The sequence below is a fragment of the Flavobacterium branchiophilum FL-15 genome (assembly GCF_000253275.1).
Lineage (GTDB): Bacteria > Bacteroidota > Bacteroidia > Flavobacteriales > Flavobacteriaceae > Flavobacterium > Flavobacterium branchiophilum.
In genome coordinates this window covers 2,932,501-2,951,464 of record NC_016001.1, presented here as the reverse complement: position 1 = coordinate 2,951,464, position 18,964 = coordinate 2,932,501, and the positions used below count along the sequence as shown (strand labels likewise).

The following is an 18,964-nucleotide window of genomic DNA, read 5'->3' as shown; positions in this document are numbered from 1 at the left end:
ATCAACTTCATTATTTTCTTTACAAAAATATTGATGCTCACGCTACAACCATTTTGGTCTAAAATACCGTTTATTTTTTAAAATCTTATTCGTTCTAATTCGTTTTCAATTCTTGTCAAAAAAAGATAATGGGACCAACTTAAAGGAAGTATTTTTATAGATTTGTTGTTTTTTCAGAAATCCTCAACTCGTTTGAGGATTTTTCAAAAATTGGAGATTTCCTCAACTCAATTGAGGATTTTGAATAAACAAGATAGAAATTCCGCATACGTTCTAAATTTTGTACCGAAAATCCTTTACCTAATTTTAAAAGCAAATCCTCAGCTACTTGTATTAATATTTGATTTCCATAATCTGCTCGTTTATTACCTTTTTGAATCTCTTCAACAATATTTTTTCCAATTTCAAAATAAGTAACTACCATTTCCAAATTAGCATATCCCGCAACTCTACTTCGTGATGTTGCGATGAGTTCTATCATTTTCTTACTTAACTCAATCATTTTGATTTCTTATTTGCAAAATTAGTTTTCATTTTACTTTATCTCAATTTCATCAATCTCCTTCATAACTCAATTCTCGGTCTTTGCGGTCTTTGAGCCATTTTATTTTTTTATTGAATGTAGTATGTTTTCTACCGAATAACTGTCCATTTTAGTGAAAGCAAACCACTTTTTACCTAAATCTTTCAACGAAGCACCCAAATGATAAACGGTGCTTTCGTCAATAATCAAAAAACGGTCGTGGCTTTTGTCAAAGGGTTTCAGTTCAAAATTGCCGTATTGGTCGTTGGCTTTTTTTACATCCAATGCCAGTTGTTTGGAGTTGTTTTTTGTGAGTAATGTTACAAATACATTTTTATTTTTCTTTGAAAGTTGTATCAAAGTACTTTCATCTATATAATTGTCTATCAAACAAATACTCTTGGTTGCCGAACGAATAATTTTTGAAGCCAATTCATACGCATCAAATACTTGTCCTTCAAAAAAAATACCTTGCGTGGGAATTAGATGTGTGTTGATTTGTAAATCAATTTGATTTATTTTAGCATTCAAACTGTCCACTTTATCTTCTAAACGGTTCATTCTATTGTTAATGGCATAACCTTTTAGCAAATAGTCTTTTAGCACACGATTTGCCCAAATGCGAAACTGTGTAGCACGAATAGAATTTACCCTGTACCCAACCGATAGCACCACATCAAGATTGTAATGTTTTACTTTTACATCTTGAGTTTTCCCTTTGATAGCACCGTGTTTAGTGGTATGTTCCAAAATGGAACTAACCACTTTTTCATCCAATTCGCCTGAACTAAAAATATTTCCAATATGTTTGGTAATAGCAGGACGTTGTGTACCAAACAAATCGGCTATCTGCTGTTGCGTGAGCCAAAATGTATCCTGTTTAAATTGAATTTCAATCTGAGTTTCTGTTTCATTTGTTTGATAAATAACTATTTCATTTTTCATACTATTTTGCTTTTTTCTTTACAAAAATATTGATGCCTAAAACCTTTTTGGTCTAAAATACCGTTTAATTTTTAAAATCTTATTCTATCTCAATTTCATCAATCTCCTTCATAATTCTATCCGTCTCACTTAATGCCACGATGATTTTTTGGTAGTGCAAAATATCTTCATAACTCAGTTCTCGGTCTTTGCGGTCTTTGAGCCATTTTATTTTTTTATTGAATGTAGTATGTTTTCTACCGAATAACTGTCCATTTTAGTGAAAGCAAACCACTTTTTACCTAAATCTTTCAACGAAGCACCCAAATGATAAACGGTGCTTTCGTCAATAATCAAAAAACGGTCGTGGCTTTTGTCAAAGGGTTTCAGTTCAAAATTGCCGTATTGGTCGTTGGCTTTTTTTACATCCAATACCAGTTGTTTGGAGCTGTTTTTTGTGAGTAATGTTACAAATACATTTTTATTTTTCTTTGAAAGTTGTATCAAAGTACTTTCATCTATATAATTGTCTATCAAACAAATACTCTTTGTTGCCGAACGAATAATTTTTGAAGCCAATTCATACGCATCAAATACTTGTCCTTCAAAAAAAATACCTTGTGTTGGGATTAAATGTGTGTTGATTTGTAAATCAATTTGATTTATTTTAGCATTCAAACTGTCCACTTTATCTTCTAAACGGTTCATTCTATTGTTAAAGGCATAACCTTTTAGTAGATAGTCTTTTAAAACATTGGTCGCCCATATTCTGAATTGTGTGCCTTGCTTTGATTTTACTCTATAACCTACGGAAATAATAACATCTAAATTGTAATATTCAATCTGCCGTTCTATGGTTCTTCCTCCTTCTTTTTGAACTGTCGCAAAATTTGCGACAGTTGCACTTTTTTGGAGTTCTCCTTCTATAAATACATTATTGATGTGTTTGCCAATAGTTTTCACATCTCTACCAAATAATAAGGATAGCTGTTGTCGGTTTAACCAAACCGTTTCATTTTCCAATCTTACCTCAATATGGTCTGGAAGTTCGTTTGGGCTATAAAGGATAATTTCATTTATCATTGTACTAATTCGTGATTTTTAATTGTAAACTGAGGTGTGCTTTGCTTTGATTTTACTCTATAACCTATGGAAATAATACCATCTAAATTGTAATGTTCAGTTTGATAGACTTTTCCATCCGATGCAGTTGTCGCAAATTTTGCGACAACTGAAAATCCTTTTAATTCTTCGTTAACTACATTTGTAGTATGCTTACCGATTGTTTTAACATCTCTATCAAACAAGACGGCTAGTTGTTGTCGGTTTAACCAAACCGTTTCATTTTCCAATCTTACCTCAATATGGTCGGGAATTTCGTTTGGGCTATAAAGGATAATTTCATTTATCATGCTATTTTATTTTCATTTTACTTTATCTCAATTTCATCAATCTCCCTCATAATTCTATCCGTCTCACTTAATGCCACGATTATTTTCTGATAATGCAAAATATCTTCGTAACTCAGTTCACGGTCTTTGCGATCTTTGAGCCATTTTTGGGCGGGTTGATAACCACCAATGTAAAAGTTCCAAGCGACTTGCGGTACATTGTCAAAATATTGAAGCCCTCCAGCCCCCGAAGGGGGCGTTTTGTCGTAGTTGATATAGACTTTTCCTAATGTTTCAGATGTTTTTTCAAAAAAGATTTTCCCTACTACATTATCCCCATCTTCAGGGTATTGTGTAATGTATTTTTCCACAATTGGACTTTCTAGTAAATGTATTTGACGGATTTCTCCGCCTAACTTAACTAACTTCCAAAAACGCTCTTGGGTTTCTTTTATTCCCCCTTTGGGGGTTAGGGGGCCTGGAAACGGCACTCTCGGAAAATCTATCTTTAAAAACTCTTTGTACTTCTCACGATAGGTTGGTGAGTGAAGCACCGCATAAATGTAATCCAATAAATCAAGAGCCCCCAAACCCCCAAAGGGGGCTTCGCCGTTGGGCAACATAGTTGGAATGCCCAAACCTTTCGCAATTTTATTTACAATTTCTACATTCAAATTAGGTGTTCGTTCCAAACCATTTGCAAACAAATCTTTGTTTTTTTCATCGGGGTAAAGGTAGAGGGGGAAGGCACATCCTGTTCCAAATAATTTAGCACTTGCAGTAATATTACCATCTATTATTCTATTAGTTAAGAAACTATGCCGATAATCTTGAGTTGTTTGTCTTGGAATAATTAATCCAATATTAGGATTTAGAAAATGCTTCATTACTTCAAATCTAGATCGTCCAATAAAACCTCCTGAACTTTTAGTTATTATTGTTTCGCGTATATCAAATGGCCTATAATTGATTTTTTGTTGAAAAAACACGTCAGATAGAATACTTTTTTTGGCATTTGAAAAATTCCATCCACTAGAATCTTCTTTGTCTTTATATTTTGATTTAAGTGTTTGAACATCTTCATTCTTAAAATCATCAATAATATTTTGTAATGTTAATTTATCAAAATGAATAGCCAAAGCATCACATTTTGTTTCAATTCCATTTGAGTTTAATACCAATAATTCATTAATTCTAAATCCTTTATTGTATTTTGAATCTAGGTCAAAATCTTTAGGCACGAAAAAATAATAAGGTGCTTCAAACTTAAGGCTGCTCCATTTTAAATCACTTAAATTTTTAGTAAGAAAATCATATTTAAAATCTCTTTTTCCTTGTAAATCAAAATGCAAAACTTGACCTAATTCGTTAGGTTTCTTTTTACCTGTTTTTACAAAAATGTTGATAGAAACACCTTGCATGATGTCAAATACATTTTGGTCGGGAGAGCCATCAGGACACACTTCTTTTTTCTTAGCGTTTCCGTGTAAATCTAAAATATAAATTTTGTCGAAGCTTTCTAATAAATGCTTTCTCATTTGACGGTGCGTTATTCCATCAATAAAACTATTATTTGAAATGTAGGCTAAAATACCTTCTCCGTTTTTATCAATATAATGCTGTCCAAATCGGGTAAACTTAATGTAATCGTCATCAAGATTAATTTTTCGTTCGTTTAAATCTTTTTTATAGTCAGCAATTAAATTTTGTATCCATTCATTTTTATTGGTACTACTAACGGCATAAGGCGGATTTCCAATCACACACATCACAGGAGCATCTCGTTTTATCTCATTAGCTTGGTTGCTTTCATCAGATAGCCACGAACTAAAAAGGGTTTGTGTGTCGGGGTGGGCTTCTTCTAAACTGTTGGTTAAGAAAATTTTTAATCGCTGTTGCTCAGTTCCCCCTTCGGGGGTTGGGGGGCGGTACCCTGTTTCGGTCAATAGCATATCCATTTTAAGGTGTGCCATGGCATAACTCGCCATCAATAATTCAAAACCGTTTAAACGAGGGATGAGGTCGTTGGTTACATACTTGCTCCAAATGCCTTGTTGCCCTTCAAACTTTTTGTAAATGTGCTTTACCACCTCGGCAAGAAACGTTCCTGTTCCTGTGGCTGGGTCTAGTATTTGCACTTTGTGGATTAGCCCCCCAGCCCCCGAAGGGGGAGTTTTGTTGGTAGCTCCCCCTTTGGGGGTTGGGGGGCTTATTTTGCTGGTATCGGCTAAACCTTGGGGCAAATTGAACTCGGTTTTTAAAATATCATCAACGGCACGCACAATAAAGTTTACCACAGGTTGCGGGGTGTACCAAACGCCTCGAGCCTTTCGCAATGCGGGGTTGTATTCGCCCAAAAAGGTTTCGTAAAAATGCACCACAGGGTCTTCTTGTTTGGTGCTTTTTCCAAAGTTTTTCATAATCGTAGCCACATCACTAGCCAAGAAAATACTCACTAATTCATCTACAATCCACACCAAGCGGTTGTCTAAATCGTAACCCGCAATATCCTGAAATAATTTTCTCAAAAACGGATTAGACTTAGGGATTAATCGAGCAGCTTCCTCACGAGAAAAGTCAAGTAGCGTTGGGTCGTGATAGCGTGCTGCAAACATTCCATAAGCAATAGTTTGGGCATAAATATCAGCAAAGGCTTTATTATCAATATCATGAATCAGCATTTGCTGAAACGACAACATTTGCGATTTTATTTGCGATCGTTTTTGGTCTATATCATCTTGATGCAATGATTTTTCAATAACATCTGCCATCAATTTCGCTTTTCCTGCCATCATTTGTGCCAATTTGGTAGGCGATTTAATGGTTTGGGAAACGATTAATGCGAAATTTTTAATTAGATTGGTAAAGGTTTCAAAATTTTCAGGAATGGGTACAATCGCACCATTTTCTGCTTTCGCAATAGCTATTTTAGTTACAAATGCTCCTTCTTTATAAAAATGAAAATCCATATAATCTGTAAAAATCAAGTTGGTTAACCCTGATTTGTAGCGGTCAAATTGTTCTTTCAATGTTTTGCTCCCCAAGTCCACACCAATGTCTTTGGCTTCAATGTATCCAATAGGCACATCTTTGCGAGTTAGCACATAATCGGGAGCACCACAATCCACACGAGCGGGTTCATTGGTAACCAGAATGTCTGGCAAAATTGCCATGATTAGATTTTGAAGGTCGCCACGGTACGAATGTTCACGGGCATTCCCCGTTTTGTAAAGGGTATTAATTTTGTCGATATATTGTATAAGCGTCATAGTATAAATTAAGATTTTCTCGATGACAAATATAAACAAATAGTCTATAGGATTTATCTTTACATTTGTTGTTCAATTCAAAAGCACCCAATATTTTTTAGGTATCGGGGGGTTAGGGTTAAAATGTTTTTTGAAAAATCAAAAGACCTTGGTTTTAGAAACCAAATAAAAAATTAGTTTTCTAAATCCGCCACCCATTCCATCCAAATATCCTGCGTCAGATAAGGGATTTTGTTGAGGTCGCAAATGTTCATAGTGTGTCCGGTGCCGCCTGTTTTTGGGTTTTGTTCGTCGTCATAAAAAAAGGCAAAAGTGGTAGGAGGCACCCCCGAATTAGTTCCTGTAACCTTCACGGTATCTCGAATGATGTAAGCGGCTTTTATCGAAAATCGATCCTTGGCACCGCCTACATATTTGTCTATCAGCGACTTGGTTTTTTTGTTGTTTTTTGATTGATAGACCACCGCTTCTTCATTGACCAAATTGATCTCGTCTAGCGAAATGGTTTTGTATGCATTATTTTGCTTTTGGCGGTGGTTGGTATAGGGCGTAATCACCTGCAAACGTTCGGGTGCAACTGCCAAAACCCCTTGCGAAAAGTAAAAATCGGCCCCATCGGCATTGCCACTTCTAAAGGTTGCCAAAGGTAATTTTTGGGCCAAAATTCGCCCCATTTGAATCAATTTTTCTTTGTCTTTTTCAATAACAGTACGTTTTCCTTCGAGTAGGATAATGGCATTTTGGTTTTCAAATTCGGTGCAAAATTGGGCTAAAGTCATGTTCATTGTTTTTATTTTCAGCAAAGGTAAATCTGCAATACGACAAACCATGTCAAAATTAATTTTTTTAGGAACTTTCTTTGCGTCTCTGTGCCTTTACGTGAAATTGAACTCACAAAGTCGCAGAGACGCAAATGATTTTGAAATCAATAGTACCATTTTCGAGAACAAGTAGATTGGACTATTTTATATGTATATTTGGTATTATTAAAAAATCACATTTAGAATGGGCTAGATTCAACTAAATTATGTTATAGCATTTTCAAAAAGGCTTGTTTTCAGCTGATATTTGCTTACTTTTGCATTTGGAATATCTTATTTGATATTTTTTTTAAATTAAATCCAGCAACAAAAAATGGAATTACCAAAGTTTTTACTCGGCGACAACACCGATTTTCCCGACGATATTTTCGTTATACATTTAGATTATCCTCGTTTTATCATCAATTTGAAAGATGATGAAGTCGAATTTTTAGAAGAACCAGACGATTTGGACGAAGCCGAATTGGAACAAGAAATGGAAGGGCTTATTGAAGAAGCCAACCATTTTTATGACCGAGAAATCCAACGTTACGAAGCCTAATTCGTATTCCTATATTCCTTATTTTTTGAAACATTTTTTATGATTACTGTAAACGACATAGCCGTAGAATTTGGCGGCACCACCCTTTTTAGCGAAGTTACTTTTGCTATCAATGAAAACGACAAAATAGCCCTTATGGGTAAAAATGGAGCGGGAAAATCAACCCTTCTGAAAATAGTTGCTGGCGAAAACAAACCTACACGTGGAGTCATTTCGGCCCCAAGTGATGCGGTGATTGCTTACTTGCCTCAACATTTGCTTACTGCCGACAATTGCTCTGTTATGGAAGAAACTTCCAAAGCATTTGCAGAGGTATTGAACATGAAAAAAGAGATAGACGAAATTAATGAACAATTGACCATTCGTACAGATTATGAGAGTGATGCTTATATGAAATTGATTGAACGAGTTTCGGAACTATCTGAAAAATATTATTCTATTGAAGAAGTGAATTACGAAGCTGAAGTAGAAAAAGTATTGAAAGGATTGGGATTTGAAAGAGAAGATTTCAACAGAATGACGTCTGAATTTTCAGGTGGATGGCGTATGCGAATTGAATTGGCAAAAATATTATTAAAAAAACCCGATTTGATTTTGCTTGATGAGCCTACCAACCACATGGATATTGAAAGTATTCAATGGTTAGAAGATTTTTTGATTAATCAAGCCAAAGCTGTAATGGTTATTTCGCACGATAAAACTTTTGTAGATAACATAACCAACCGAACGATTGAAGTAACGATGGGTCGAATTTATGACTACAAAGCCGTATATTCTGAATATTTGGAATTGCGAAAAGATAGACGTATTCACCAACAAAAAGCGTATGACGAACAACAAAAATTTATTGCTGAAAATCAAGCATTTATAGACCGATTTAGAGGCACTTTTTCCAAAACAGAATCCGTGCAATCCCGTGTGAAAATGCTAGAAAAAATAGTATTGGTAGAAGTAGATGAAGTAGATACCTCAGCTTTAAAATTGAAATTTCCACCATCGCCACGTTCTGGGCAATACCCTGTTGTGGTGGAAGGATTATCTAAAAAATATGGAGATCATGTGGTGTTTAAAGACGCCAATATGGTGATAGAACGCGGGCAGAAAGTCGCCTTTGTGGGTAAAAATGGTGAAGGAAAATCAACCATGATCAAAGCGATAATGGGCGAAATTGATTTTGAAGGTAAATTAGAAGTAGGACACAATGCTCAAATTGGTTATTTTGCTCAAAATCAGGCGGCTCTTTTAGATGGTGAGCTTACTATTTTTGAAACTATTGACCAAATTGCTGTGGGCGATGTACGAACTAAAATCAAAGATTTACTAGGAGCATTCATGTTTAAAGGTGACGATATTCAGAAAAAAGTAAAAGTGCTTTCGGGAGGAGAAAAAACCCGTTTGGCCATGATAAAATTGCTTTTGCAGCCCGTAAACGTTTTGATTTTGGATGAGCCAACCAACCATTTGGACATGAAAACCAAAGATATTATCAAAGATGCCTTGAGAGATTTTGATGGCACGTTAATTTTGGTTTCGCACGACCGTGATTTCCTTGACGGATTGGCAACCAAAGTTTTTGAATTTGGACACAAACGGGTGAAAGAACATTTTGAAGACATCAAAGGGTTTTTGGCATACAAAAAAATGGAAAATTTACGAGAAATTGAAAAGTAATTCATATTTTATTAAATTAGCCTCCAAAAAATATTTATTGTTTTAAAATTCAACTTTTTTTTCTTTTTCCATGTCAAAACAACTTATCAATCAATATTATAACCAACGTGATAATTTAAAACGGGTTGGTGTTACTAACGAAATGGCTATCAAACAACCATTTGATAATTTGTTGTTGAATTTAGCTTCGGCAAAGCATTATGTGTATGCAACTGAAGTTACGATTAAAAATGAAAACGGAAAAAATGTGCGTCCAGACGGAATTTTAATGAATGAACTTCGCATTCATAAAGGCTATGTAGAAAGTAAAGATACTAATGATACGCTCGACGAAGAAATAAACAAAAAATTATATAAAGACGGTTATCCAAAAAACAACATCATCTTTCAAGATAGTATTTTTGCGGTTTTGATTCAAAATAATGTTGAAATTGCTCGTGTAGAAATGGCTGATGCTGCTGAATTGGAAAAAATTCTCAACCAATTTATCGATTATGTCCCTGAATATATTGAAAAATTTAATGAAGCATTAGAAAAGTTTAAAGAAGATATTCCCGTTATTGTGGCTACGTTGCGTCAAACAATAGATTTAGAATATACTAAAAACGATGCTTTTATAACAGGATTTAAAGTTTTTTTTGAAATGTGTCAAAAAGAAATCAATCCACATATTGCAAAAGAAGACATCAGAGAGATGATTATTCAGCATATTTTGAATGAAGATATTTTTAAAGCCATTTTTGATGAAGCTGATTTTCATCACGAAAATAATATTGCACGACAATTGGAAATATTGGTGAATACTTTTATGACAAGAGCCATGCGTTTGAATCAGTTAAGTGGTATTAATCATTATTACAAAACCATCAATACACAAGCAGCTCTTGTGGCAGACCATCACGAAAAACAAAAATTTCTGAAAATAGTTTACGAAAATTTCTATAAAGTTTATAACCCTAAAGGAGCAGACAAACTTGGAGTGGTTTACACACCTAATGAAATTGTACGGTTTATGGTAGAAAGTACAGATTATTTGTTGCTCAAGCATTTTAATAAACAATTGGCAGACAAAAATGTTCATATTCTAGATCCAGCCACAGGAACAGGCACTTTTATTACCGATATTATCGATTATATACCTTCACAATATATAGAACACAAATACAAACACGAAATTTTCGCCAACGAAGTTGCTATTTTACCCTATTATATTGCCAATTTGAATATTGAATATACTTTTAAACAAAAAATGCAAAAGTATATTGAGTTTCCAAACTCGTGTTTTGTGGATACTTTAGACAATATTGATGGGTTAAAATACGAAGGCAAACAAGGCAATATCTTTGGTTTTAGTTCCGAAAATGCCGAACGAATCAAACGCCAAAATGAGCAAAAAATATCAGTCATTATTGGTAATCCTCCCTACAATGCCAACCAAATAAACTTTAACGACAACAATAAAAACAGAGAATATCCTGATATTGATGAACGCATCAAAAATACTTATGTTAAAAAATCTATAGCTCAAAAAACCAAAGTGTATGATATGTATGCTCGTTTTTATCGTTGGGCTACTGATAGATTGGATCATAACGGAGTGATTGCATTTATCACCAATCGTTCTTTTATAGACAGTAAAACTTTTGATGGTTTTAGAAAAAGTATTCAAGATGAATTTGATTATTGCTATATTGTTGATTTGAAAGGAGATATTCGTGGAAAAAACAAAGATGTTGCTGCAAAATCAAATGTTTTTGGAATCAGAACGGGTGTTGCTATATTGTTTTTAATTAAAAAAGAAAATGAAATTAATGCAGATCAGGAAGAAATAAAAATTAAATACATAGAAATTTCAGATAATTTACCTAAAAAAGAAAAATTAGCATTTTTGACAAACCATAAATTCAGTCAATTAGTTTTTAAATCGGTTATTTCAAACAAAAATAACGATTGGATCAATCAAGCAGATAATTCTGAATGGCAAGATTATGTTCAATTAGTGAGCAAAAATGCCAAATTAGGTAAAGGAAACGAAACAATTTTCACTTTGTATGCTTATGGTACATCAACTAATAGAGATGAATGGGTATATGATTTTAGTTCCAAAAACTTACTTTCGAAAGCAAAATTTTTGTCTAAAGAATACAATTCGTTTGTAAAAAACAATGAATTGAAAACTACTATTAAATTGAGCGAAGGATTACAAAGTAATTTTAAAAGAAAATTAAAGTCAAAATTTGATAAAAATTTAATAAAACAAGTAATATACCGCCCGTTTATAATAAAACAATATTATGCCGAAAAGTTATTTAGTGATAGATTAACTCAAAACCATTATGTATGTTTTGGAAAAAATTTAGATAAACACAATAAAATCATTAATATCATCAACCATTCTAGATTGAATTTTATGGTTTTTTCAACAAATTCACTTTGTGATGCCAGTTTTTGTGGCGAAGGAACTCCTAATATTTCGTTGTATAGATATGATGAAAACGGCAACCGCCACGACAATATCACCGATTGGGGTTTAAGTCAGTTTACATCGCATTATCAAAATAATGAAATTACTAAGGAGGCTATTTTTCATTACACGTATGCGGTGTTGCACAATCCAGAATATCGTAAAAAGTATGAATTAAATTTAAAACGAGAGTTTCCTCGTTTGCCATTTTATGACGATTTTTTCAAATGGGTGGCTTGGGGAAAACAATTAATGGATTTGCATATTAATTATGAAACCGTTGAACCATTTGACTTGCAAGTAGTTGATAATACGCATCTTGTGAATGACAAAAATTATAAACTCAAAGTAAAACTAAAAGCCGATAAAGTAAACAATATCATCGCCATAGACGAACACACTTTTATACACAGCATTCCTCAAAGTGCTTGGTTGTATAAATTAGGCAATCGCTCAGCAATTGAATGGGTTTTAGACCAATACAAAGAGAAAAAGATAGTAGATAAAACCATTGCTGAACAATTCGACACCTATCGTTTTGCTGATTATAAAGAATTTGTAATAGATTTACTAAAACGTGTTTGCACCGTGAGTGTTGAGACGATGACAATTGTAGAGGGAATGAACCAGGAATAATGCTTTTTTTTGAAAATGATTATCAATAGATAATTTTGAAGGTATATTATAAACACATGTTATAAAGGACATACTTTTTCCTATATGTTTAAACATAGTTATTTGATTATCAGTTCAAATTCAATAGGGCAGTGATCGGATATTTTTCGGGCCTCTTGTAGGTTTTCAAAATGGGTATAGAAATCCACAACAGCTGCTTTTTTTACCTCAAAAAAAGCCATGTCGCAAAAAGCATTGTCAAATTCCGATGCCAAACAATCATTTTCTGCCTTACACGACTGTCTTAAACTTGTTTTTTGATTGACAAGAATAGGAGCAAATCCCATTTTTTTCAAAGGATAAAATACCGAATGTGATTGTGGACAATTGAAATCACCCATCAATACAAGATGTAATGCTGGATATTTTTGAGGCAAATATTTAAAATATTTAATCTCTTTTTCGGGCTGTTTGCTTTTTGTAATGGCATGAAAACTGGCCACAGTAAATCGTTTTCCTGCTTGCTCAAATGTGGCAAAATAGGGTTCTCGGTCTATTTCTTGTTCAAAAAAAGATTCGAGCCATGCCTTTCCAATCAGTTTTACTTTTTTTGTTTTCCAAAAAAACGCATAACGCTCTGTTTTATAAGCACTACTCGAAGTTGGATTGCTAATGCTGTAATCCCATTTCGATCCTGTTCTATTCAAGGCATCAGCAAGTTTTGCTACTGCGGGAGCACCACCATATCCTGCAACCACTTCCTGAATGGCAACTATGTCGGCATGTTTGATGGTTTCGGCCATAAACAAAATGGCTTCGTCTGTTTTGGATTGACCAAAATTTTCCAAGTTCCAAGAAATTATTTGTACTTGCGAATATAACGAATGGGGCAACCCAAAAAAGAGTAGCAGCAATAGATAAAGGGTTTTCATTTGTGGTATTTTAAAAAAGTATCAAAAAAAACCCCAATTTTTCAAATTGAGGTTTTTTAGTGTAAGTAAGTCTAAATTGTGGTTGATAAAACGTTATTTTACTTTATTAAGTACTGCTTTGAATGCTTCAGGATGATTCATGGCCAAATCGGCAAGAACCTTACGATTCAATTCGATGTTGTGCTTTTTCAATTTCCCGATAAATTGAGAATAAGACATTCCTTCCAATCTAGCTCCAGCGTTGATACGTTGAATCCATAAAGCACGGAAATTTCTTTTATTCTGTTTTCTATCGCGGTAAGCATAAACCATGGCTTTTTCTACCGCATTTTTTGCAACTGTCCAAACGTTTTTACGACGACCAAAGAAACCTTTGGCTTGCTTCATTATTTTTTTTCTACGTGCTCTTTTAGCAACTGAGTTTACCGATCTTGGCATAATTTTTATTGTTTTTTTGAAATAAGGCGACTTGAATTGAATCAAAAGTACTTTAAAAAGCCCATCCCAAGGTTATTTAAAATTGTTTTTAACCTAAAGAATTTAAAAAGTTGTTGGTTATTGGTTGTTGGTTGTCGGAAATGAATCCATCAACTATCAACCGTCAACTATCAACCATTTAGATGATTCTTAATTGTTGTTTGATGCTTCTCTCATCTGTTGGGTGTACCAATGCAGAGTGTGTTAAAGCTAATTTACGCTTTTTAGATTTTTTTGTCAAAATATGACTTTTAAAAGCATGCTTTCTTTTAATTTTTCCAGAACCAGTAACTTTAAAACGTTTCTTGGCACTAGATTTGGTTTTCATTTTAGGCATTTTTCCTAGATTTTTATAATTTATTCTTACTTACTTTCTTTTTATTCCATACCACCTTTTCAATTAAAAAAGGGGGTAATTATGAGGTCTCTATTATGCTATCAAAATAATTTGTACAGCAAACATTGTTATAGAGTAGGAGTGGGAACTACTTTTTCTTCTTTGGTGCAATAAACATAATCATACGTTTACCCTCCAATACTGGCATGGCTTCTACTTTGCCAAATTCTTCTAAATCTGTTGCAAGTCTCAAAAGTAATATCTGCCCTTGGTCTTTATATATAATAGACCGTCCCTTAAAAAACACAAAAGCTTTTAATTTTGATCCCTCTTTTAGAAACTTCTCGGCATTTTTTCTCTTGAACTCATAATCATGTTCATCAGTTTGTGGACCAAATCTAATTTCTTTAACTACAATCTGGGTTGATTTAGCTTTCAATTCTTTATCACGCTTCTTTTGCATATACACAAACTTTTTATAGTCCATGATTTTGCAAACTGGTGGTTCTGCATTTGGAGAAATTTCAACCAAATCCAACTCAAACTGATCGGCTAATCGCAAAGCATCGGCTATTTTAAATACTCCTGGCTCCACATTATCGCCCACAAGACGTACCTCTGGTACTCGAATAAGATTGTTTATTCGGTGTGCGTCTTTCTTCTCTACTCGAGGTTGATAACCTCTATTGCTTCTTATTGCTATGACTTTAAAATTTAAGTTAAACTGTAAATACTTTCAATGTTTTTTTAATCTCTTCGTTTACAATGTCTGCAAATGCAGCTACTGTAACCGTAATGTTGCCTTTTCCTTCTTGTCCATGACGACGTATCGAAACCGTACCATTTTGTGCCTCTTCCTCGCCTACTATCAACATAAACGGGGTTTTTTGCATTTCGGCATCTCTTATCTTCTTGCCTATTGTTTCATTCCTGTTGTCTATCAGGCTGCGAATTTCGTGATTTTCTAGCAATTCCAAAACTTTTTTTGCATAATTTTCATATTTCTCACTCAAAGACAAGATGATAGCCTGCTCTGGCATCAACCATAATGGAAAATTACCAGCCGTATGCTCCAACAATATAGCTATAAATCGCTCCATCGAACCAAAAGGGGCTCTATGTATCATCACTGGTCGATGCAATTTATCATCTGCTCCTTTATAGGTCAAATCAAATCGCTCAGGCAAATTATAATCCACTTGAATAGTTCCCAACTGCCATTGTCTGCCCAAGGCATCTTTCACCATAAAATCCAATTTCGGGCCATAAAACGCTGCCTCGCCTCCTTCTATTACATAATTCAATCCTTTATCTCTAGCCGCATTAATAATGGCTTGCTCTGCCTTTTCCCAGTTTGCAACACTTCCAATATACTTTTCGGGCTGTTCTAAATCCCTAACCGAAACCTGAGCCGTAAAATCCTCAAATCCCAACGAACCAAAAACATACAACACCAAGTCTATAACCTTCTTAAACTCTTCATCCAATTGCTCTGGAGTACAAAATATATGTGCATCATCCTGTGTAAATCCTCTAACACGTGTCAAACCATGCAACTCGCCACTTTGTTCATATCTATAAACCGTCCCAAATTCAGCATATCGCTTAGGTAAATCTTTATAAGACCAAGGTTTTGTATTGTAAATCTCACAATGATGAGGGCAATTCATCGGCTTCAACAAAAATTCCTCCCCCTCTGCTGGCGTATGTATCGGCTGAAAACTATCTGCCCCATATTTAGCATAATGACCAGACGTAACATATAATTCCTTCTGACCAATGTGCGGTGTTACAACTTGCTCATATCCTGCCTTCTTTTGTGCCTTTTTCAAAAACTGCTCCAATCTGTCTCTCAAAGCTGCCCCTTTTGGCAACCACAACGGCAAACCTTGCCCCACACGCTGTGAAAACGCAAACAACTCCAATTCCTTACCCAATTTTCTATGATCTCTACGCTTGGCCTCTTCCAATAATGCCAAATATTCCGTCAAATCTTTCTGCTTCGGAAACGAAATACCATACACCCTTGTCAATTGCTTATTCTTCTCATCTCCCCTCCAATAAGCCCCAGCAACACTCATTATTTTCATCGCCTTTATCAAACCCGTATTCGGTATATGACCACCCCTACACAAATCCGTAAAACTAGCATGATCACAAAACGTAATCGTACCATCTGCCAAATTCGATATCAACTCCGTCTTATACTCATTATCCTTATACAGCTCCAACGCTTCCAATTTACTCACTGGACGCATCCTAAACTCATGCTTCTCCCTCGAAATCTCCAAAACACGATCCTCTATCATCTTAAAATCCGCATCCGTAATCTTCTGATCACCAAAATCCACATCATAATAAAACCCATTATCTATTGCAGGACCTAGCGTAAGCTTTATCCCTGAATACTTCTCCTCCAAAACCTGAGCCATCACGTGCGACGTAGAATGCCAAAAAGCCTTTTTACCTTCCTTATCATTCCAAGTATATAAAACCAAAGACCCATCCGTTCGCAAAACCGTACTCGTCTCAATCGTTTCACCCTCAAATTTTGCCGAAATAACATTCCTAGCAAAACCTTCACTAATACTTTTTGCAACATCCATGGCACTCACACCACGCTCAAACTCCCTAACCGACCCATCGGGCAACGTAATCTTAATCATCTAAAATATGCTTTTCATTTGAACGGCAAATATAAACAATACACCAAATAAAACAATACATTAAATAAACAATTTTTCAATCTACAATCACCTATATATATAGGTACCCCCAAATAATAAACAATAGTAGCAGTGCCCTGCGGTTTACAAAGAGCCATATTCCCGCTTTCCGTTACAATCTTTTGTTTTTTAAAGAAAAAAACAAAAGGATTTCCACTACAATCGGGGCTATTTTAGGGAGTACCTTTTTTTCAAACCAAAACCAGGGGTTACAAGAAGCGAGAAATAAGCTGTAACATATTGAAAACGAGGTATAATAAAAAAAAAGCAAAAAAAAGGTTAAAAAAAGCTTGTATAAGCCAAAAGAAGTGCTACCTTTGCACCCGCAATAAGCGATAAGCATTTTTGAAATAAGGGTAAAAAAAAGATTTAAAAAAAGTCAAAAAAAGTTTGCCAGAATAAAAAAAAGGTTTACCTTTGCACCCCGCAAAAGAGGGATAATAAATTTGAAATCACGGCAAAAAAAGATTTAAAAATAAATCAAAAAAAGTTTGCCAGAAACAAAAAAGTTATTTACCTTTGCACCCCGCAAAAGAGCGATAAAAAATTTGAAATCACGGCAAAAAAGATTTAAAAATAAATCAAAAAAAGTTTGCCAGAGACAAAAAAGATTATTACTTTTGCACCCGCTTCGAGAGGGGCGAAAAATAAGAAGAAATGTTCATAGACATATTGAATTGACAGCCGTTTTAACAGCAATGTTAAAACACAAAAAAAAGAGAGTAAGCGTTTAGTAAAAAGACGTACATCGCAAATAATATAAAAAATATACGATGAAGAGTTTGATCCTGGCTCAGGATGAACGCTAGCGGCAGGCTTAACACATGCAAGTCGAGGGGTATAGTAGCAATACTAGAGACCGGCGCACGGGTGCGTAACGCGTATGCAATCTACCTTTTACATAGGGATAGCCCAGAGAAATTTGGATTAATACCTGATAGTATGTGATGATCGCATGGTTTTCACATTAAAGTACCAACGGTAAAAGATGAGCATGCGTCCCATTAGCTAGATGGTAAGGTAACGGCTTACCATGGCTACGATGGGTAGGGGTCCTGAGAGGGAGATCCCCCACACTGGTACTGAGACACGGACCAGACTCCTACGGGAGGCAGCAGTGAGGAATATTGGACAATGGGCGCAAGCCTGATCCAGCCATGCCGCGTGCAGGATGACGGTCCTATGGATTGTAAACTGCTTTTGTACAGGAAGAAACACTTCTACGAGTAGAAGCTTGACGGTACTGTAAGAATAAGGATCGGCTAACTCCGTGCCAGCAGCCGCGGTAATACGGAGGATCCAAGCGTTATCCGGAATCATTGGGTTTAAAGGGTCCGTAGGCGGTTTGATAAGTCAGTGGTGAAAGCCCATCGCTCAACGATGGAACGGCCATTGATACTGTTAGACTTGAATTATTAGGAAGTAACTAGAATATGTAGTGTAGCGGTGAAATGCTTAGAGATTACATGGAATACCAATTGCGAAGGCAGGTTACTACTAATGGATTGACGCTGATGGACGAAAGCGTGGGTAGCGAACAGGATTAGATACCCTGGTAGTCCACGCTGTAAACGATGGATACTAGCTGTTGGGGGCAACTTCAGTGGCTAAGCGAAAGTGATAAGTATCCCACCTGGGGAGTACGTTCGCAAGAATGAAACTCAAAGGAATTGACGGGGCCCGCACAAGCGGTGGAGCATGTGGTTTAATTCGATGATACGCGAGGAACCTTACCAAGGCTTAAATGTAGTTTGACCGATTTGGAAACAGATCTTTCGCAAGACAAATTACAAGGTGCTGCATGGTTGTCGTCAGCTCGTGCCGTGAGGTGTCAGGTTAAGTCCTATAACGAGCGCAACCCCTGTTGTTAGTTGCCATCGAGTGAAGTCGGGAACTCTAACAAGACTGCCAGTGTAAACTGTGAGGAAGGTGGGGATGACGTCAAATCATCACGGCCCTTACGCCTTGGGCTACACACGTGCTACAATGGACGGTACAGAGAGCAGCCACTACGTGAGTAGGAGCGAATCTACAAAACCGTTCTCAGTTCGGATCGGAGTCTGCAACTCGACTCCGTGAAGCTGGAATCGCTAGTAATCGGATATCAGCCATGATCCGGTGAATACGTTCCCGGGCCTTGTACACACCGCCCGTCAAGCCATGGAAGCTGGGGGTGCCTGAAGTCGGTGACCGCAAGGAGCTGCCTAGGGTAAAACTGGTAACTAGGGCTAAGTCGTAACAAGGTAGCCGTACCGGAAGGTGCGGCTGGAACA

Annotated in this window: 15 protein-coding genes and 1 rRNA gene (1 of these 16 cut by a window edge); 5 read left to right on the top strand and 11 right to left on the bottom strand. The window is 35.7% G+C overall.

The window, feature by feature from the left end; genetic code table 11:
* Positions 1-154 precede the first annotated feature (154 nt).
* The 6 genes from FBFL15_RS12730 to FBFL15_RS12705 all read right to left on the bottom strand — a co-directional run bounded on the left by FBFL15_RS12730 (position 155) and on the right by FBFL15_RS12705 (position 6,892).
* On the bottom strand, positions 155-502 hold the full coding sequence (locus FBFL15_RS12730) for a DUF1016 N-terminal domain-containing protein (protein WP_044032305.1): 348 nt from the start codon (positions 500-502) through the stop codon (positions 155-157).
* A gap of 102 nt (positions 503-604) precedes the next feature.
* The gene (locus tag FBFL15_RS12725) at positions 605-1,468 is read right to left on the bottom strand and encodes a virulence RhuM family protein (protein ID WP_014084971.1); all 864 of its coding nucleotides are present in this window, start codon (positions 1,466-1,468) and stop codon (positions 605-607) included.
* A gap of 207 nt (positions 1,469-1,675) precedes the next feature.
* On the bottom strand, positions 1,676-2,530 hold the full coding sequence (locus FBFL15_RS12720; protein WP_014084970.1) for a RhuM family protein: 855 nt from the start codon (positions 2,528-2,530) through the stop codon (positions 1,676-1,678).
* The gene (gene rhuM, locus FBFL15_RS12715) at positions 2,527-2,859 is read right to left on the bottom strand and encodes a RhuM family protein (RefSeq protein ID WP_014084969.1); all 333 of its coding nucleotides are present in this window, start codon (positions 2,857-2,859) and stop codon (positions 2,527-2,529) included. The genes FBFL15_RS12720 and rhuM overlap by 4 nt, the downstream gene beginning before the upstream one ends.
* 17 nt (positions 2,860-2,876) lie before the next feature.
* Positions 2,877-6,107, bottom strand: a complete 3,231-nt coding sequence (locus FBFL15_RS12710; protein ID WP_014084968.1) for a type ISP restriction/modification enzyme — start codon at positions 6,105-6,107, stop codon at positions 2,877-2,879.
* A 173-nt stretch (positions 6,108-6,280) separates the two neighbouring features.
* Entirely contained in the window at positions 6,281-6,892 is a 612-nt protein-coding gene (locus tag FBFL15_RS12705; protein ID WP_148267919.1) for a hypothetical protein, read from the bottom strand.
* A gap of 349 nt (positions 6,893-7,241) precedes the next feature.
* Here FBFL15_RS12705 and FBFL15_RS12700 point away from each other — a divergent pair, with 349 nt between their 5' ends.
* The 3 genes from FBFL15_RS12700 to FBFL15_RS12690 all read left to right on the top strand — a co-directional run bounded on the left by FBFL15_RS12700 (position 7,242) and on the right by FBFL15_RS12690 (position 12,240).
* Positions 7,242-7,469 (top strand): hypothetical protein, encoded by a 228-nt coding sequence (locus FBFL15_RS12700; protein WP_014084966.1) that lies wholly within the window; start codon positions 7,242-7,244, stop codon positions 7,467-7,469.
* Between the two features lie 39 nt (positions 7,470-7,508).
* Positions 7,509-9,140 (top strand): ABC-F family ATP-binding cassette domain-containing protein, encoded by a 1,632-nt coding sequence (locus FBFL15_RS12695; RefSeq protein WP_014084965.1) that lies wholly within the window; start codon positions 7,509-7,511, stop codon positions 9,138-9,140.
* A 70-nt stretch (positions 9,141-9,210) separates the two neighbouring features.
* The gene (locus FBFL15_RS12690) at positions 9,211-12,240 is read left to right on the top strand and encodes a type ISP restriction/modification enzyme (protein WP_014084964.1); all 3,030 of its coding nucleotides are present in this window, start codon (positions 9,211-9,213) and stop codon (positions 12,238-12,240) included.
* Between the two features lie 98 nt (positions 12,241-12,338).
* Here FBFL15_RS12690 and FBFL15_RS12685 read toward each other — a convergent pair whose 3' ends face one another.
* From FBFL15_RS12685 to thrS, 5 genes are all read right to left on the bottom strand, one after another.
* Positions 12,339-13,151, bottom strand: a complete 813-nt coding sequence (locus FBFL15_RS12685) for an endonuclease/exonuclease/phosphatase family protein (RefSeq protein ID WP_014084963.1) — start codon at positions 13,149-13,151, stop codon at positions 12,339-12,341.
* A gap of 93 nt (positions 13,152-13,244) precedes the next feature.
* Entirely contained in the window at positions 13,245-13,589 is a 345-nt protein-coding gene (rplT, locus tag FBFL15_RS12680; protein ID WP_014084962.1) for a 50S ribosomal protein L20, read from the bottom strand.
* Positions 13,590-13,767: 178 nt separating this feature from the next.
* The gene (gene rpmI, locus FBFL15_RS12675) at positions 13,768-13,965 is read right to left on the bottom strand and encodes a 50S ribosomal protein L35 (protein ID WP_014084961.1); all 198 of its coding nucleotides are present in this window, start codon (positions 13,963-13,965) and stop codon (positions 13,768-13,770) included.
* A 148-nt stretch (positions 13,966-14,113) separates the two neighbouring features.
* Entirely contained in the window at positions 14,114-14,668 is a 555-nt protein-coding gene (infC, locus tag FBFL15_RS12670; RefSeq protein ID WP_373863145.1) for a translation initiation factor IF-3, read from the bottom strand.
* Between the two features lie 16 nt (positions 14,669-14,684).
* On the bottom strand, positions 14,685-16,631 hold the full coding sequence (thrS, locus tag FBFL15_RS12665) for a threonine--tRNA ligase (RefSeq protein WP_014084959.1): 1,947 nt from the start codon (positions 16,629-16,631) through the stop codon (positions 14,685-14,687).
* A 551-nt stretch (positions 16,632-17,182) separates the two neighbouring features.
* Here thrS and FBFL15_RS12660 point away from each other — a divergent pair.
* Both FBFL15_RS12660 and FBFL15_RS12655 read left to right on the top strand, forming a co-directional pair.
* Positions 17,183-17,425, top strand: a complete 243-nt coding sequence (locus FBFL15_RS12660; protein WP_044032161.1) for a hypothetical protein — start codon at positions 17,183-17,185, stop codon at positions 17,423-17,425.
* Between the two features lie 36 nt (positions 17,426-17,461).
* Positions 17,462-18,964 (top strand): 16S ribosomal RNA (locus tag FBFL15_RS12655); it runs 8 nt beyond the window's last position.

Bases quoted from the DNA above. Each gene is read 5' to 3' on its own strand.
- FBFL15_RS12730 (WP_044032305.1), bottom strand. From the start codon at position 502: ATGATTGAGTTAAGTAAGAAAATGATAGAACTCATCGCAACATCACGA.
- FBFL15_RS12725 (WP_014084971.1), bottom strand. From the start codon at position 1,468: ATGAAAAATGAAATAGTTATTTATCAAACAAATGAAACAGAAACTCAG.
- FBFL15_RS12720 (WP_014084970.1), bottom strand. From the start codon at position 2,530: ATGATAAATGAAATTATCCTTTATAGCCCAAACGAACTTCCAGACCAT.
- rhuM (WP_014084969.1), bottom strand. From the start codon at position 2,859: ATGATAAATGAAATTATCCTTTATAGCCCAAACGAAATTCCCGACCAT.
- FBFL15_RS12710 (WP_014084968.1), bottom strand. From the start codon at position 6,107: ATGACGCTTATACAATATATCGACAAAATTAATACCCTTTACAAAACG.
- FBFL15_RS12705 (WP_148267919.1), bottom strand. From the start codon at position 6,892: ATGAACATGACTTTAGCCCAATTTTGCACCGAATTTGAAAACCAAAAT.
- FBFL15_RS12700 (WP_014084966.1), top strand. From the start codon at position 7,242: ATGGAATTACCAAAGTTTTTACTCGGCGACAACACCGATTTTCCCGAC.
- FBFL15_RS12695 (WP_014084965.1), top strand. From the start codon at position 7,509: ATGATTACTGTAAACGACATAGCCGTAGAATTTGGCGGCACCACCCTT.
- FBFL15_RS12690 (WP_014084964.1), top strand. From the start codon at position 9,211: ATGTCAAAACAACTTATCAATCAATATTATAACCAACGTGATAATTTA.
- FBFL15_RS12685 (WP_014084963.1), bottom strand. From the start codon at position 13,151: ATGAAAACCCTTTATCTATTGCTGCTACTCTTTTTTGGGTTGCCCCAT.
- rplT (WP_014084962.1), bottom strand. From the start codon at position 13,589: ATGCCAAGATCGGTAAACTCAGTTGCTAAAAGAGCACGTAGAAAAAAA.
- rpmI (WP_014084961.1), bottom strand. From the start codon at position 13,965: ATGCCTAAAATGAAAACCAAATCTAGTGCCAAGAAACGTTTTAAAGTT.
- thrS (WP_014084959.1), bottom strand. From the start codon at position 16,631: ATGATTAAGATTACGTTGCCCGATGGGTCGGTTAGGGAGTTTGAGCGT.